The sequence below is a fragment of the Pseudomonas sp. 3JA genome (assembly GCF_036961705.1).
GTDB classification, from domain to species: Bacteria; Pseudomonadota; Gammaproteobacteria; order Pseudomonadales; family Pseudomonadaceae; genus Aquipseudomonas; species Aquipseudomonas fluorescens_Q.
Genome location: NZ_JBAMDJ010000007.1, coordinates 185,966 through 201,128, shown reverse-complemented (window position 1 = coordinate 201,128; position 15,163 = coordinate 185,966). Strand labels below are relative to the sequence as shown.

At 61.5% G+C, this 15,163-nt stretch carries 13 protein-coding genes; 4 read left to right on the top strand and 9 right to left on the bottom strand.

Annotated features, from left to right (window positions below; all coding sequences use genetic code 11):
• Nucleotide 1: 1 nt before the first annotated feature.
• Nucleotides 2-940 carry an MlaD family protein gene (locus V7773_RS08040; protein ID WP_336072936.1) on the top strand — a complete coding sequence of 313 codons (939 nt, stop codon included), beginning with the start codon at nucleotides 2-4 and terminating at the stop codon, nucleotides 938-940.
• Nucleotides 937-1,569 carry an ABC-type transport auxiliary lipoprotein family protein gene (locus V7773_RS08035; RefSeq protein ID WP_336072935.1) on the top strand — a complete coding sequence of 211 codons (633 nt, stop codon included), beginning with the start codon at nucleotides 937-939 and terminating at the stop codon, nucleotides 1,567-1,569. Before V7773_RS08040 ends, V7773_RS08035 begins: the two co-directional genes overlap by 4 nt.
• Nucleotides 1,570-1,573: 4 nt before the next feature.
• Here the strand turns inward: V7773_RS08035 and V7773_RS08030 are convergent, their stop codons facing one another.
• The 5 genes from V7773_RS08030 to V7773_RS08010 form a co-directional block, all read right to left on the bottom strand.
• Complete coding sequence (locus tag V7773_RS08030; RefSeq protein ID WP_063323608.1) at nucleotides 1,574-2,803, bottom strand: nucleoside recognition domain-containing protein; 1,230 nt, start codon at nucleotides 2,801-2,803, stop codon at nucleotides 1,574-1,576.
• Between the two features lie 180 nt (nucleotides 2,804-2,983).
• A complete protein-coding gene (gene gltP, locus V7773_RS08025; RefSeq protein WP_336072934.1) occupies nucleotides 2,984-4,315 on the bottom strand; it encodes a glutamate/aspartate:proton symporter GltP in 1,332 nt (443 codons plus the stop codon).
• Between the two features lie 703 nt (nucleotides 4,316-5,018).
• Complete coding sequence (locus tag V7773_RS08020; RefSeq protein WP_336072932.1) at nucleotides 5,019-5,483, bottom strand: inhibitor of vertebrate lysozyme family protein; 465 nt, start codon at nucleotides 5,481-5,483, stop codon at nucleotides 5,019-5,021.
• 2 nt (nucleotides 5,484-5,485) lie between these two features.
• Complete coding sequence (locus V7773_RS08015) at nucleotides 5,486-5,650, bottom strand: DUF1328 domain-containing protein (protein ID WP_003177151.1); 165 nt, start codon at nucleotides 5,648-5,650, stop codon at nucleotides 5,486-5,488.
• 80 nt (nucleotides 5,651-5,730) lie between these two features.
• Nucleotides 5,731-6,051 carry a hypothetical protein gene (locus V7773_RS08010; RefSeq protein WP_336072931.1) on the bottom strand — a complete coding sequence of 107 codons (321 nt, stop codon included), beginning with the start codon at nucleotides 6,049-6,051 and terminating at the stop codon, nucleotides 5,731-5,733.
• Between the two features lie 437 nt (nucleotides 6,052-6,488).
• Between V7773_RS08010 and algB the strand changes: the two genes are divergently transcribed.
• Together algB and V7773_RS08000 are read left to right on the top strand one after the other, a co-directional pair.
• On the top strand, nucleotides 6,489-7,835 hold the full coding sequence (gene algB / locus V7773_RS08005; protein ID WP_063323612.1) for a sigma-54-dependent response regulator transcription factor AlgB: 1,347 nt from the start codon (nucleotides 6,489-6,491) through the stop codon (nucleotides 7,833-7,835).
• 10 nt (nucleotides 7,836-7,845) lie between these two features.
• Entirely contained in the window at nucleotides 7,846-9,636 is a 1,791-nt protein-coding gene (locus tag V7773_RS08000; protein ID WP_336072928.1) for an ATP-binding protein, read from the top strand.
• Nucleotides 9,637-9,655: 19 nt separating this feature from the next.
• On the opposite strand, the gene V7773_RS07995 is transcribed toward V7773_RS08000, so the two are convergent.
• From V7773_RS07995 to V7773_RS07980, 4 genes are all read right to left on the bottom strand, one after another.
• Nucleotides 9,656-11,269 (bottom strand): EAL domain-containing protein, encoded by a 1,614-nt coding sequence (locus V7773_RS07995; protein WP_336072956.1) that lies wholly within the window; start codon nucleotides 11,267-11,269, stop codon nucleotides 9,656-9,658.
• Between the two features lie 75 nt (nucleotides 11,270-11,344).
• Nucleotides 11,345-12,124 carry an N-acetylmuramoyl-L-alanine amidase gene (locus tag V7773_RS07990; RefSeq protein WP_092347777.1) on the bottom strand — a complete coding sequence of 260 codons (780 nt, stop codon included), beginning with the start codon at nucleotides 12,122-12,124 and terminating at the stop codon, nucleotides 11,345-11,347.
• A 104-nt stretch (nucleotides 12,125-12,228) separates the two neighbouring features.
• A complete protein-coding gene (locus V7773_RS07985; protein ID WP_336072927.1) occupies nucleotides 12,229-14,277 on the bottom strand; it encodes a GGDEF domain-containing protein in 2,049 nt (682 codons plus the stop codon).
• Nucleotides 14,274-15,152, bottom strand: coding sequence for an endonuclease/exonuclease/phosphatase family protein (locus V7773_RS07980; RefSeq protein WP_092347783.1), 879 nt, complete (start codon nucleotides 15,150-15,152; stop codon nucleotides 14,274-14,276). The genes V7773_RS07985 and V7773_RS07980 overlap by 4 nt, the downstream gene beginning before the upstream one ends.
• Between the last annotated feature and the right edge of the window lie 11 nt (nucleotides 15,153-15,163).

Genomic DNA, 15,163 nt, shown 5'->3' with positions numbered 1-15,163 from the left:
CATGGAAACCCGAGCCCATCATGTGCTGATCGGCCTATTCACCGTCATTGTGGTGGCTGGCGCCCTGTTGTTTGGCCTGTGGCTGGCCAAGTCCAGCGTGGACAGCGAGTTCAAGGATTACGAAGTGGTGTTCAACGAGGCCGTCAGCGGCTTGTCCCGGGGCAGCTCGGTGGAATACAGCGGGATCAAGGTCGGCGACGTCGTCAACCTGCGCCTGGACCCGAACGACCCGCGCCGGGTTCTGGCGCGGGTACGCTTGAGTGGGGAAACGCCAATCAAGCAAGACACCCAGGCCAAGCTGGCACTGACCGGCATTACCGGCACCTCGATTATCCAGCTCAGTGGCGGTACGCCCCAGAGCCCGGCACTGACCGGGCACGACGGGGAACCGCCAGTGATCATCGCCGCGCCCTCGCCTATTGCCCGCCTGCTCAACAACAGCGATGACTTGATGACCAGCATCAACCTGCTGCTGCACAACGCCAATGAGGTGTTTTCTTCGGACAACGTCCAAAGCCTGGGCAAGACGCTCGAGCACCTGGAACAAACCACCGGGGTCATTGCCGAGCAGCGCGGCGATATTCGCCAGGCCATGCAGCAACTGGCGTCCATCGGCAAACAGGCCAGCGCCACGCTGGAACAGACCACGGCGTTGATGCGCAACGCCAATGGTTTGCTCAACGACCAGGGCAAACAGGCGTTCGGCAACGCCGGCCAGGCCATGCAGTCCCTGGCTCGCAGCACCGCGACCCTCGACAAACTGCTGAACGACAATCGCGATTCGTTGAATAACGGCATGCAGGGCCTCAATGCCCTGGCGCCAGCCGTGCGTGAACTGCGCGAAACCCTGAGCGCCCTGCGGGGAATCTCCCGGCGCCTGGATGCCAACCCCAGCGGCTATTTGCTGGGCAACGACAAGGACAAGGAGTTCACGCCATGAAGCCGTGCAACCGGTTTATCCGCCCTATTCTCTTACTGGCAGGATTGCTCCTGGTGGGCGGTTGCTCGATTTTGCCCAAGGCCGAACCCTCGGATGTGTATCGCTTGCCCGTCACCCAGGCCCCCGCGTCTGCGGGCCCGGCGGTGAGCTGGTCGCTGCGCCTGGCCAGCCCCCAGGCCAGCGAGGTGCTCAACAGCCCGAAAATCGCGGTGATCCCCCAAGGCAATCTGTTCAGCAGCTACGCCGCCTCGCGCTGGAGCGACCCTGCCCCCGTGCTGCTGCGCAACCGCCTGCTCGATGGCTTCGCCCAGGATGGGCGTGTCAGGTTGTTGAGCGTCGCCGACAGCAACCTGCAAGCGGATCTGGAACTGGGCGGGCAATTGCAGGCGTTCCAGACCGAATACCTGGGCACTGCGGCCAGCGTGGTGATTCGCCTGGACGCGCTGCTGGTGCGCGGCTTCGACCAGCGCATCCTGGCCAGTCGCCGTTTTGAAGTGCGCCAGCCGTTGAGCGATGTGAAAGTACCGGCGGTGGTGGAAGGCTTTGGCCGGGCCAGTGACCGGCTGACCGCCGAGGTGGTGAACTGGACGTTGGAGCAGGGCCAGCGCTTTGTAACGCCGGCGCCCTGAAACCTCAGCCAAAGAACCAGTAGCAGACGCCGATCGCCGACAGAACCCCCGCCAGCTCGGCCAACAGCGCGCAACCCACGGCGTGGCGCGCCCGCTGGATGCCGACGGCGCCGAAGTACACCGCCAGCACGTAGAACGTGGTCTCGGTGCTGCCCTGGATAGTCGCCGCCACCAGGGCCGGGAAGCTGTCCACGCCGGACGTCTTCATGGTCTCGATCAACATCGCCCGGGCGGCGCTGCCGGAGAACGGTTTGACCATGGCGGTCGGCAAGGCATCGACAAAACGCGTGTCCCAGCCGGCCCACTCCACCAGGTGCCGAATGCCGTCGAGGCCGAAATCCAGCGCCCCCGAAGCCCGCAGCACGCCGACGGCGCAGAGCATCGCCACCAGGTACGGCAGCAGGTTCTTGGCAACGTCGAAGCCCTCCTTGGCGCCTTCGATGAAGGCCTCGTACACCTTGACCTTGCGCAGCGCGCCCACCACCAGGAACAGGATGATCAGGCCAAACAGGGTCAGGTTGCCCAGGATCGATGACAGCCCCGCCAGAGCCGTGGCCGAGAGCGTCGCCAGCAACGCCATGAAGCCGCCCAGCGCCAGCGCTCCCGGAATCAGGTAAGCCAGCACCACCGGATCCCAGAGACGCAGGCGCTGCATGAACGCCACGGACAGCAGTCCCATCAGGGTCGAGCCGCTGGTGGCGATCAGGATCGGCAGGAACACCAGGGTCGGGTCCGGCGCGCCTTGCTGTGCGCGGTACATGAAGATCGTCACCGGCAGCAGCGTCAGCGACGAGGCGTTGAGCACCAGGAACAGGATCTGCGCATTGCTGGCAATAGTCGGGCTGGGATTGAGATCTTGCAGGGCGCGCATGGCCTTGAGGCCGATGGGGGTGGCTGCGTTGTCCAGTCCCAGACCGTTGGCGGCGAAGTTGAGGGTGATCAGGCCGATCGCCGGGTGGCCGGCAGGCACTTGCGGCATCAAGCGCAAGAACAGCGGCCCGAGGGCCTTGGCCAGCCAGTCGACGATGCCGGCCTTTTCGGCGATGCGCAGGAAGCCCAGCCACAGGGTCAAGGTGCCGAACAGCAGGACCATGACCTCCACCGACAACTTGGCCATGGCGAAAATGCTTTCCACCATGGCCGCGAAGATCCCGGCGTTGCCGCCGATCAACCACTGCGCCAGCGCCGACACGGCAGCCACGATAAAGAAGCCAAGCCACAGGCCATTGAGCATCAGTTAAATCCCCCGAAGATGCCGCGAATGATAGCGGGGCTGGCAGAAACGACAAACCCCGGATTGCTCCGGGGTTTGCTTGGCACTGCGCAAGGGCTGACAAAATGCCTATGGCAGAATCCCGTGGGAGCCGGGGTTGTTCAGGCACTTTGCTGCTAGCCCAAACTCCCACAATGAATCTCAACGGCTGGAAGGCTCCCCTGCTGGCAGCGGCTCCTTGCTGCGCCAGTGCGGCAGGGAGTTCCAGTAGCGCTGGCCCTTGGCATCGTCGTACATGCCTTCCCAGCGAGCGATGACCAGCACGGCCAGGGCGTTGCCGATGACGTTCAGCGCGGTACGGGCCATGTCCATGATGCGGTCCACACCGGCAATGAAGGCCAGGCCTTCCAGCGGAATGCCCACGCTGCCCAAGGTCGCCAGCAGCACCACGAACGACACGCCCGGCACACCGGCGATGCCTTTGGAGGTGACCATCAAGGTCAGCACCAGCAGCAATTGCTGGCTGATGGACAGGTCGATGCCGTACAGCTGGGCGATGAAAATCGCCGCGATGCTCTGGTACAGAGTCGAACCGTCGAGGTTGAACGAATAACCGGTGGGCACCACGAAGCTGCAGATGGCTTTCGGCGCGCCGTAGGCTTCCATCTTCTCGATCACGCGTGGCAGCACGGTTTCGGAACTGGCGGTGGAATAGGCCAGCACCAGCTCATCCTTGAAGATGCGCATCAGCTTGAGCACCGAGAAGCCGAACAGGCGGGCGATCAGGCCCAGCACCACGAAGGCAAAGAAGGCGATGGCGACGTAAACCAGGATCACCAGCTTCGCCAGCGGCAGCAGCGAGGCGAAACCGAAGTTGGCAACGGTCACCGCGATCAGGGCGAACACGCCGATGGGGGCGTATTGCATGATCATGTGGGTGACCTTGAACATGCTTTCCGACACGCCCTGGAACATTTTCACCAGCGGATCGCGCAGGTCCGATTGCAGGCTGGACAGGCCCAGGCCAAACAATACGGAGAAGAAAATGATCGGCAGCATCTCGCCACGCGCAACGGCGGCGAAGATGTTCGACGGGATCAGGTTGAGGATGGTCTGGATGAACGCATGTTCATGCTGGACTTCCGCGGCCGTGGCCTGGTACTTGGAGATATCCACCGTACCCAGGGTGCTCATGTCGATGCCGCTGCCCGGCTGGAAGAAGTTGGCCAGCAGCAGGCCGACGACGATGGCGATGGTGGTGACGACTTCGAAGTAAAGGATGGTCTTGAGACCGATGCGCCCGAGCTTCTTGGCATCACCGACCCCGGCGATGCCGACGATCAGCGAGGAAATCACGATCGGGATCACGATCATCTTGATCAGACGGATAAAGATATCGCCCGCCGGTTGCAGCACATTGCTGATCCACCAGGCCTTCTCGGCACTGAAATGGTTGAGCAGCGCGCCCAATGCAATCCCGAGCACCAGACCGATGAGGATCTGCCAGGCGAGGCTTAGTCGTGCCTTCTTCATATTGTTACCCTTACTTCAGTTGGACTCGGACAGTGGCGCGAATGGATCGTCGATGACGAAAAACACTCATGCCCCTGCCCCCGTATAAGGTCACCCCGAGCGCGTTAGCGGCTTACTGGCAGGCGAAAAAAGGCGCAACTATTGCGATGCAAGGGGGGCTCGTCTAATGCCATAAACGCCTACCCCATGCCGAATCGGCATGAGATTTTTCAAACGAAACCCGCCTTCCAAGCGGTTCGAATGCGACATTTATGCAGGCATAAGTGCCGTGAACCGGCCGTTTCAGCGTAGCTGGGCTTTCTCTCGCAAGTGTGGGGAACCGATGAAACGGCAGCGACTCAAGACGCGGCCCATGGGAGAAATTACCTCGGCATTCTCCGATATACGGTTGGGCAAAGGGGGATAAATCGGCGGAAGGAGACAAAATGCCGCATCGCCGAGGGACTTGCCGCGGCCAATCCACCCACCGCTCTGGCGCACGCATTTTGCGAACAAGAAGCTCTACGCAAGTTCGCCAAGCCGCGATGGCTTGGCGAACTTGCGTCGCAGCTTTTACCTGACCCGGCCCTTTCGCAAGCACCCCTTGTGCCCGTAGGTCACTCCGACTCTCATCAGTCAGAACGTCCCAGCCCCTTGGTCATGCACCGGCCCTCCTCGGGCTGTGCAGCAGAGAAAAGCAGGGCTGCTTTTCCCATTTTCAGAATCAGTACCAGTTCGGATCTTTCTTGAGTTGTTCCATTAACAGTTTCTGCATACCTTCATCGGGCTTGCCGAGAAATCGGTAGTCGGCATGCCGCGTCGGGGACTTGTCGGCTGGCAACCCCGCAGGGACTTCCACCAACATGGCATAGGCTTCGTCCTTGTCGAAACTGAAGGCGACGATCAGACGCTTGCTGCGACACGTTGCCTGGGTTTCACACAGCGGCCCCACCAAATACTTGTCGCCATCTTCTTCGACAGCATTCATCTGGTCCGAATCGCCCGTCAGGTTCATCACCCATTCGGGTAGACGTTCTTCCTTTTTCACGACGTGCTGCCAGGTCTCGCGATATTGCGCGTCGGCCTGCAGCAACTGGTTGACGCGCATCTGCCCGTCATTGGCAGCCATTGCCACGGCACTGCCGCCCAGCAACAGGGCGGCGGCCAGTCCTCTGAATGTAACGCTCATGGTCAGCCTCGGCCACGACGGCCAAAGAAGAAGGAAGCGATGAACATCACCAGGAACACAACAAAGAGAATCTTGGCGATGCCCGTGGCGGTGCCTGCGATACCACCGAAGCCCAGTACGGCGGCGATGATGGCAATGATCAGGAAGGTAATTGCCCAGCTCAACATGGTGATTCTCCTTACGCTTTTCTATTTAGTGAAGGTCTTGCGGTGATGGTTCCGGCGCAATGGACGACCGGTTCATCGGGTTAAAACACCCAGCGCTCTTCACGCGGCATGGCGCTCAATGGCTGGGCCTGGTCGACATCCATCATGCGCATTGAAGCGGACGCTTCCTCAACGCTGCTGACGGCACTGAAATGGGTCTGTGGGGCACGGTGAATCGAAACCTGTGGCGCTTGAGGCTGTTGGTTCTGACACCAAAGCAACCATTGCTGGCCCGTTACAAGGGTGACCAGCAGCGCCAAGGCAGCCCATGCGCCCTGCTGGACGTGCAGGGAAGAGAGGCGCAATGGGGCGGCACTTTTGAAGTGGGCGAAGCCAAATTGAGTGACACTTTGACGATTCATCCTGGAATTCCTCCCCACCCGAGTGCGGTGATCTGGTTGAGGCGCGCTACGCCACGTTGATCAGAGCATTGCAGTCGCCGTGCCAGGATTTTTTGTCAGATAAAAACCTTTAAAATCAATAAGTTAATAAATAAGTGCAACATACCGGGAGCGCATCCTGCACGATGACGCAGGCGTCGGTCGTGCGTATTGCACGAATCAGCAGGAAAAGTCGTTAGATTGTTTTTGAATTGGCTGTCAGACACAGCTGTCGGAATGAGCGATGCGAACCGTCCGAACCGGACGATTCGTAAAAAAAGGAACTCAAATCAGGCTTTTAGGAGTCAGACGTCCACAGGGCCATTCTTGATGAGTAATATCCCCTCAGAATCGACCATGCAACTTGCCCGATTTTTCTGACACTAACCAACATCATTCATTAAAGGAGCGTAGGAAAAATGGAATCCGCCACTGAGCACCAAGGCCGCATTCTGCTGGTAGACGACGAGTCCGCCATCCTGCGTACATTCCGATACTGCCTGGAAGACGAAGGCTACAGCGTCGCCACCGCCAACAGCGCCGCCCAGGCCGACGCACTGCTGCAACGCCAGGTGTTCGACCTGTGTTTCCTCGACCTGCGCCTGGGGGAGGACAACGGCCTGGATGTCCTGGCACAAATGCGTATCCAGGCACCCTGGATGCGCGTGGTCATCGTCACCGCTCACTCGGCAGTCGATACCGCGGTCGATGCGATCCAGGCCGGGGCGGCCGATTATCTGGTCAAACCGTGCAGCCCCGATCAATTGCGCCTGGCGACCGCCAAGCAATTGGAAGTACGCCAGCTGTCGGCAAGGCTCGAAGCCCTTGAAGGGGAAGTGCGCAAACCCAAGGATGGCCTGGACTCCCACAGCCCAGCGATGAAAGTCGTCCTGGAAACCGCGCGCCAGGTCGCCAGCACCGACGCCAACATCCTGATCCTCGGCGAGTCCGGCACCGGCAAGGGCGAGCTGGCCCAGGCGATCCATGGCTGGAGCAAGCGGGCGAAGAAATCCTGCGTCACCATCAATTGCCCGTCGCTGACCGCTGAACTGATGGAAAGCGAATTGTTCGGCCATAGCCGTGGGGCTTTCACCGGGGCCAGCGAGAGTACGTTGGGTCGGGTCAACCAGGCCGACGGCGGCACGCTGTTTCTCGACGAGATCGGCGATTTTCCTCTGACATTGCAACCCAAGTTATTGCGTTTCATCCAGGACAAGGAATATGAGCGGGTAGGGGATCCAGTCACCCGTCGCGCCGACGTACGGATTCTCGCAGCGACCAACCTCAACCTCGAAGACATGGTGCGCGACGGACGTTTTCGCGAAGACCTGCTGTATCGCCTGAACGTCATCACCCTGCACCTGCCGCCATTACGAGAGCGCGCCGAAGACATCCTGACCCTGGCCGACCGCTTCCTGGCCCGCTTCGTCAAGGAGTACGCGCGCCCGGCCCGGGGTTTCAGCGATGAAGCGCGCGAAGCGCTGCTAGGCTATCGCTGGCCGGGCAACATCCGGGAACTGCGCAATGTGGTCGAGCGCGCCAGCATCATCTGCCCTCAGGAAAAAGTCGAAATCAGTCACTTGGGCATGGCCGAGCAACCGGTCAACAATGCGCCACGCATCGGCGCCGCGCTGAGCCTCGACGAATTGGAAAAAGCCCACATCGGCGCGGTGCTGGCCACGGCCGACACCCTCGACCAGGCGGCCAAGACCTTGGGTATCGATGCCTCCACGCTGTACCGCAAACGCAAGCAGTACAACCTGTGAGCGACACCTTATGAAACTGGCGATGAAGCTGCGCACACGACTGTTTCTCAGTATCTCGGCCCTGATCACCGTGGCCCTGCTGGGATTGGTGCTTGGCCTGGTCAGTGTGATGCAGATGGCCAATACCCAGGAACAATCGGTACGCGACAACTTCATCCTGCTGGACCTGGGCCTCAAGCTGCGCCAGACGCTCGGCGATCAGTTGATGATCATGCTCGACGACAAGCCCGACCTGGCTATGCTGGAGGCCTCCAAGCAGCAATACCTGGCGCTGATCGACGAAGGCATCGCCCACGAACAGGGGCTGGATGAAGCGGCAGTCAGCTTCAGCAGGGCCAAGGCCGACTACATTGAGTTTTTTGAAGCCTTCACCGCGTCTCGCCAGCAGCCGAGCCAGCTCACGAACATCAAGGACCTCACCGAAAAATTCAATGTGCTGCGCAATGGACTGATCGAGGGCTATCGCCGGGCCCTGACCAACATCAGTGAAACCCAGGACCGCGCCCGTGAGCGAGCGATGTGGATTTCCGGACTGCTGGGGTTGGTGGGGTTTGCGGTGCTGATCATCGGGTTTATCACGGCCCATGGCATTGCCCGGCGTTTCGGCGCGCCGATCGAGGTACTGGCCGCGGCGGCGGACGACATCGGCCAAGGCAATTTCGAGGTCACGCTACCCGTGTCCTCGGCCGCTGAGTTGAATCTCCTGACCCGTCGCTTCGGGGTCATGGCCGAGGCCTTGCGTGAGCATCAGGCCACCAACGTCGATGAGCTGCTCGCCGGTCAGCAACGTTTGCAAGCCGTGCTCGACAGCATCGACGATGGCTTGCTGATGATCGACCGCAAAGGTCAGCTGGAGCACCTCAACCCGGTGGCCCAGCGTCAATTGGGCTGGGATGAGGAACGCCTCGGCCAAGGACTGGGCGAGGCGCTGGGACGCCTTGAACTGGATGAAGAATTGCACCTGGTGCTGCGCGGTGGAAGCCTGGAGCGCGCGCCGGAAGACCTGAGCGTCGAAGTGGATGGCGAGTCGCGGGTGCTCACCTACAGCCTCACCCCGGTCAGTCACACCCAGGGCCACATTCTCGGCGCGGTCATGGTGCTGCATGACGTCACCGAGCAGCGCGCCTTCGAACGGGTGCGCAGCGAGTTCGTCTTGCGTGCCTCCCATGAGCTGCGCACGCCCGTGACGGGCATGCACATGGCCTTCGGCCTGTTACAGGAGCGCCTGCATTTTTCAGAAGAGTCGCGCGAGGCCGACCTGCTCAACACCGTCACAGAAGAAATGCAGCGACTGATGCAGCTCATCAATGACCTGCTGAACTTCTCTCGCTACCAGAACGGCCTGCAGAAGCTGACCCTGGCGCCTTGCTCCATCGACGATCTACTGGAAGCGGCCCGGTTGCGGTTTGCCGAGCAGGCCCAAACCAAGGGTATCGAGCTGCTGGTGGCGATCCAGGGCCCGCTCCCGCGCCTGCATGCCGACGCTGCGCAATTGGATCGCGTGCTCGATAACCTGATCGATAACGCCATGCGCCACACCGCCGAAAACGGCCAGATCCGCTTGCAGGCCCGACGTCATGGCGAGCGGGTGATCATCAGCGTCGAAGACAACGGTGAAGGCATTGCCTACGGCCAGCAGGGACGGATCTTCGAACCTTTCGTTCAGGTCGGACGCAAGAAGGGGGGGGCGGGCCTCGGCCTGGCGCTGTGCAAGGAGATCGTCCAGCTCCACGGCGGGCGCATGGGCGTTTATTCAAGGCCGGGGCAGGGCACACAGTTCTACATGGCGCTGGCAGTCTGAGCTCATGGCCTGAGGCGACTCAGGCTTCGTCATCGAGGCGCCGACCACGCAGGCGCCGGCCACGGGTAATCAGTTCAATGAGCTGAACCGCGCTGAGGGCATGGGCAAACAGCCAGCCCTGGCCGAACCTCACCCCTTCGCTGCTCAGATAGGAAGCCTGGGCTTCATGCTCGATGCCTTCGGCTATCACCTTGAGTTGCAGCGCATGGGCCATGCGAATGATATGCGGGGCCACGCCGCTGCTGGCGGCATCGTGGCCCAAGGCGTCGATGAAGGCCTTATCGATTTTCAGGCAGTCCACCGGCAGGGTTTGCAAGTAGGCCAGGCTGCAATAACCGGTGCCGAAATCGTCGATCAACACCTGATGCCCGACGTCGCGCAGCGATTGCAGGTTATCCCGGGCGACCAACACATCGACCAGCCCACGCTCGGTCACTTCGAAGGCAATCTGGTGCGCCGACACGCGATGCAGCGCCAGCAGGCGGGCGATCACTTCGCCAATACGCGGCACCATCACATCGCAGGCCGCCAGATTCACCGAGATATACAGCTGCGGATTGGCCCGCAACAGCTGGCCCAATTGATCGAACAGCCGCTGCAGCACGAAATCGGTGATCTGGCGGATCTGCCCCGTGTTCTCGGCCATCGGGATAAACAGGTCCGGGCTGGTCAGGGTGCCGTCCGGTCGTCGCCAGCGCAGCAAGGCCTCCGCCCCGACACAGTTACGGCTGCTCAGGTCGAAAATAGGCTGGTAAAGCACCTGCAATTCACCCCGCCGGATAGCCCCATGCAGTTCGGCGTCCATGGACTGGCGCTGACGCGCCAGCAGAAACACCTGGAAACCAATCCCCAGGCCCAGCATCAGGCTGATGGGCAGCATCCACCAGGCATTGGCCGGAACCTTAAAACCGCTGCGCTGAGCGATAAGCACCAGTTGATAGACCGGGCTGTCGGTCGGCATCCGATAGATCAACCGGTTCTGCGTCACTTGCAAGGCATTGTGGCTTTTCGGTGGCCAAGGCTCGACCGGCGGCCAGTGTTGGTCCGTCCCGAGCACGGGAATGGCCCGTTTACCGTTATCCAGGACGACCAGCAGGCTGCTGCCCGGTGGTAAATCGACCATATCGGTCAAATGCCCGCGGGACGTGGCCACCCGAAAGTTGCCGCGGCCCAGCATCAATGCGGCGCGGTCTTCGTCAGGCTCGGTGGTGGTGTTGAGCCAGTAATTGTAGGTCGGCCCGCGGATGTCGGGCGGGCGGGTCACGGACAAGCCGCCCTGGCGTGGACGATTGGAGCAGACGCCGCTGCCATCGATATACGCCGCCTCGTAGACAAAACGGTAGTTGAAGCTGACCTGTCGCAATGTGGCGATCATGTCGTCGTTGCATCCGCGCAACGGCTGGTTTTGCAAGTCGTCGAGGCTTTCACGCAATTGCCCGAAAAGCTGTTCCAGGCGCTGCAGAAAGCGCTCGCCCTGGGCATTCATCTGGTCGCTTTCGCGCTGCTGGATCTGCTGCACGACCACGAACAGACTCCCCGCCAGCAGCAGGACGGTACTTAGGGCAGTTGCCACCATCGCTAGGAAAACGGGGCGATGGAGCCAGCTGTGTAGGGTTTCGCGGGGGGCCGTCATCATGGGTAATCCGAAAGTTACCAATGAGTTATAGCTTCTGATTTGGATTTGGCCCGATTCGTCAGACGGGCGTCATTATTTTGTCTGGTTGAGCACCTGCAGAATCGCCGCGCTTTGCGCATCCGGCGTGCCATCGAAGCGGGTCGGACGGTAGTGCATCTGGAAGGCGGCCAGCACATGGTGGGTGGCCACGTCCCACTCGCCGGTCTGCGGCGTCGGGTAGCCCAGGCGGGCCAGCTCGGCCTGGAACCAACCGGCAGGCGGCAGCTGCGGCGCAAAGACGGCCTGCTGGCGGGCGACGGCCTGTTCGTCTGGCCAGACTCCTAAACCAGCTTGCGCCAGGCGCTTCCAAGGGAACAGCGGGCCCGGATCGAGTTTGCGCAGGGGCGCGATGTCGCTGTGACCGATGATGCTGCGCGGGTTGATGCCGTTGCGCTGGATGATGTCCTTGAGCAATACGATCAAGGCCTGGACCTGGGCTTCGCTGTAGGGATACCAGAGGCGCCCGGTAGGCGTGTCGACAAAACCCGGATTGACGATTTCGATGCCGATGGAACTGGAATTGAGCCAGGTCCGGCCTTCCCATTCACTTTCCCCGGCATGCCAGGCGCGTTGGCTTTCATCCACCAATTTGTAAATGGTCGCGCCTTTATCGTCGCCAATCAGGTAATGGGCACTGACTTCGCCATGGGTCAGCAGGGCCAACGAGCGCTCCAGGGAAGCCGAGGTGTAATGCACCACCACGAATTGGATACGGTTGTCATGGTTGACGGAAGGATGACGGGTGTCGAGTCGCGGGCCACTGGCGCAGCCGGCCAGGATAAATAAAGAAACAATGAGCGAGAAAAATTTCATGGCGGAAGGCAATACGCACTGGGAGTAATGCAACAGTGTAACGTATCGCCTCGCGATGATCCGGTGCGCGCGGCGATATTAAACAAATTGGAACAATTAGCCCCCTAGCCCAATTCCACATGGTTGCGCCCGGAACTTTTCGCCCGATAAAGCGCCTGGTCGGCTCTTTTAAGCACCAAGTCGCTGTGTTCGCCGGGTTTGAAGGCGGTCAGGCCGATGGATACCGTCACCGTCACCGGCTCGCCCTTGAAATGAAACGGACAGCCTTCGATGGCCAGGCGCAGCGCCTCGGCCAGCTTGGCGCCAGCAGCCAGGGAGGTATTGGGCACCAGCAGCACAAACTCCTCGCCCCCAAAACGCGCAATGAAATCGCCGCTACGCAGGCGTTTACGCAGGACCGAGGCGATGAGTTTCAACACCCGGTCACCGGCCAGATGGCCATAGTTGTCATTGATGCGCTTGAAATGATCGAGATCGAGCATGGCCAGCAGCAAGCTGTTGCCGTGTTGTTGCCATTGGGCGACTTCATGTTCCAGACGCTCGGACCAGGCGGCGCGGTTGGGTAGCCCGGTGAGCGGATCGATCAGGGCTTTTTGCCGCTGTTCCTCGAGATTCTCCCGCACGACCTGGGCATCCTGCTCCATCAGCGCAACGCGATCGGCCAGGCTTTTCAGGCGAGCCGAGACCTCCTGCTCACGTTGATCACGTTGCTGGCGGTGGTGGTCCATCGTACCGAGCAAGCCTTCGAGGTGATTCTCGAGCACCTGCTTGAGGCCTTCCAGGTCATCGGCTTCCTTCACGCTGCTTTGCAGGCCGTCCACCTGCTCGCGAATCTGGGTGTCCATTTCCCTGGAGGCCGACAGGTTTTCGGCGTGGTCTTCACTGGCGGCCTGCAGGCTGCTCTGGAATGACTCGAGCCGATCATTGAGGCGCTGCAAGTACGCCTCGAATTCATGCTGGCCGGTGTCCGTGATGGCCAGCATCAGCACGGCCAGATCATCGAGGATCGGCAGCAACTCGTACCAGTTCAAGCCATTGCGCAGACGTTCACACATGGCTTCGGCTTGTGGTCGATGACGCTCGGGCAAGGTCAGGTCGCCCAAGAGGCCCAACAGCGTGTCTTCGATATGCTTGGCGACCGAACTGTAGGACGGCTCCGGCGAGTCGGGCAGGGCGTACTGGGCGTCAGCCACATCGGCGCCTTCCAGGGGCTCGTCGAGCTCCGCAGGCGGTAGCGAAGGGGCGGGCAGGGCCTGGGCAGGCTCCTCGGGCATCAGCTCGTCGGGATTCTCGAGTGCGGGCACCACAACCGGGGGTACTTCGGCGAGCGGCGTCAGCAGCGGCGCGGGCTCGGTTGCCTGGTCGTCCGATTCACTGGCGGGCTGAACCACTTCGGCTGCCGGTGCTGGAGCGGGCGCTGGAACGATCTCGATCTGCGGTGCAGTCGGGGCAACCGGTTCGGGCGTTGTCTCCAAGGCAGGCGCTTGCTCCGCCACCGAGGGCTGCGGTGCCGGTGCGACGGATTCTGCGGCCGTTGCCGGCGCCACGGCTACGGGCAGGGCCATTTCTGACGCAGGTGCCACGCGGGCCTGGGCAGGGTCGTGGGGCTGGGGCGTCGCGTCCTCATGGCCTTGGCCACCAAACAGCCGTTGCAGCAGGCCGGGGCGACTCGGTTCGGCAGGGGCATCCAGGGCACTGAGTGCCTTGCCTTGCAAGCCGCTCAATTCGCTGAGCAACAGCGGAATCTCCCGAGCCTGGCCGGCCCGATCCTCCAGTTGCTTGGCAAACTTCTTCAGCGGTCGCCTGACTTCCTTGGGCAGCGGCAGGCTCTGTAACTGGGCAACCAGGGCGGTCAACGCGGCGCTCGTCTGCTCGACCCGGGTCTCGCGGCGCTGCTCGGAATCGAGTACGGCTTTCTCCAGGCGCGGCAGCAGGGCAGCGAGGCCGGCATCCATGTCGTCGGTGCGCACCACATCGCGCATCTCTTTCATGCATTGATCAACCACCCGGTCAGTGCCCTCGGCGGCCAGGGTGCTGCGCACCAGGCCACGACGCAGCAAGTCGAGCCGAGCTTCCCAACGGCGCTCAAGCTTTTCCTGCTGTTCGATACTCTTGAGGTACTTCTCTCTCCAGCGTTCGGCGTCGTCGCTCATTCATCGGATCCGCGAGGGGCAGGACTCAGCGCGGGAAACGCATCGGCCGTGAGCGAACCCGGCAAACGAATTTCGACCGCGACCGGCAGGTGATCGGAAATGGGTTGGGCCAGCACCTCGACACGTTCCAGGGTCAGGGTCGGGCTCAACAGGATATGATCCAAGCAGCGCTGGGGGCGCCAGCTGGGGAATGTCGCTTCCAGTTGTGGAGCGAGCAGGCCGAGATCGCGCAGGGGCGAAGTCTGCAGCAAATCGGTGGCATGGGTGTTCATGTCGCCCATCAACACCTGGTGCTTGTAGCCGCCGATCAATTCGCGAATGTACGCCAGCTGCATCGTCCGGGTACGCGCCCCGAGGGCCAGGTGCATCATGACCACGACCAGCGCCTCGGGACCTTCGCCGAAACGCGCGAGGATTGCCCCGCGGCCCTTGGGTCCCGGCAACGGATGATCTTCGATCGCCCAGGGGCGCAAGCGACTCAACACGCCATTGCTGTGCTGGCCGAGACGCCCGAGGTTGCGATTGAGTTGCTGGTACCAGTAGGGAAAGGCGCCCAATTGGGCCAGGTGTTCCACCTGATTGACGTAGCCTGAGCGCAAGCTTCCGCCGTCGGCCTCTTGCAGGGCCACCAGGTCGAAGTCCTTGAGCAGGTCGCCGATTTTCTGCAGGTTACCGGCACGCCCGGTGTGCGGCAGCAAATGTTGCCAGCCGCGAGTCAGGTAATGCCGGTAGCGCTCGGTGCTGATGCCCACCTGGATATTGAAGCTGAGCAGCCGCAAGCGGCTGTCGCCAGGCAGGCCCGTGGACAAGACATGATGCTCGTTGACCCGCGGTTCATGCAGGCCAACGATGCGTTCGGTGCTCCAGCGGGCCATGGGCGTGGGCC

Bases quoted from the DNA above. Each gene is read 5' to 3' on its own strand.
- V7773_RS08040 (WP_336072936.1), top strand. From the start codon at position 2: ATGGAAACCCGAGCCCATCATGTGCTGATCGGCCTATTCACCGTCATT.
- V7773_RS08035 (WP_336072935.1), top strand. From the start codon at position 937: ATGAAGCCGTGCAACCGGTTTATCCGCCCTATTCTCTTACTGGCAGGA.
- V7773_RS08030 (WP_063323608.1), bottom strand. From the start codon at position 2,803: ATGCTCAATGGCCTGTGGCTTGGCTTCTTTATCGTGGCTGCCGTGTCG.
- gltP (WP_336072934.1), bottom strand. From the start codon at position 4,315: ATGAAGAAGGCACGACTAAGCCTCGCCTGGCAGATCCTCATCGGTCTG.
- V7773_RS08020 (WP_336072932.1), bottom strand. From the start codon at position 5,483: ATGAGCGTTACATTCAGAGGACTGGCCGCCGCCCTGTTGCTGGGCGGC.
- V7773_RS08015 (WP_003177151.1), bottom strand. From the start codon at position 5,650: ATGTTGAGCTGGGCAATTACCTTCCTGATCATTGCCATCATCGCCGCC.
- V7773_RS08010 (WP_336072931.1), bottom strand. From the start codon at position 6,051: ATGAATCGTCAAAGTGTCACTCAATTTGGCTTCGCCCACTTCAAAAGT.
- algB (WP_063323612.1), top strand. From the start codon at position 6,489: ATGGAATCCGCCACTGAGCACCAAGGCCGCATTCTGCTGGTAGACGAC.
- V7773_RS08000 (WP_336072928.1), top strand. From the start codon at position 7,846: ATGAAACTGGCGATGAAGCTGCGCACACGACTGTTTCTCAGTATCTCG.
- V7773_RS07995 (WP_336072956.1), bottom strand. From the start codon at position 11,269: ATGACGGCCCCCCGCGAAACCCTACACAGCTGGCTCCATCGCCCCGTT.
- V7773_RS07990 (WP_092347777.1), bottom strand. From the start codon at position 12,124: ATGAAATTTTTCTCGCTCATTGTTTCTTTATTTATCCTGGCCGGCTGC.
- V7773_RS07985 (WP_336072927.1), bottom strand. From the start codon at position 14,277: ATGAGCGACGACGCCGAACGCTGGAGAGAGAAGTACCTCAAGAGTATC.
- V7773_RS07980 (WP_092347783.1), bottom strand. From the start codon at position 15,152: ATGGCCCGCTGGAGCACCGAACGCATCGTTGGCCTGCATGAACCGCGG.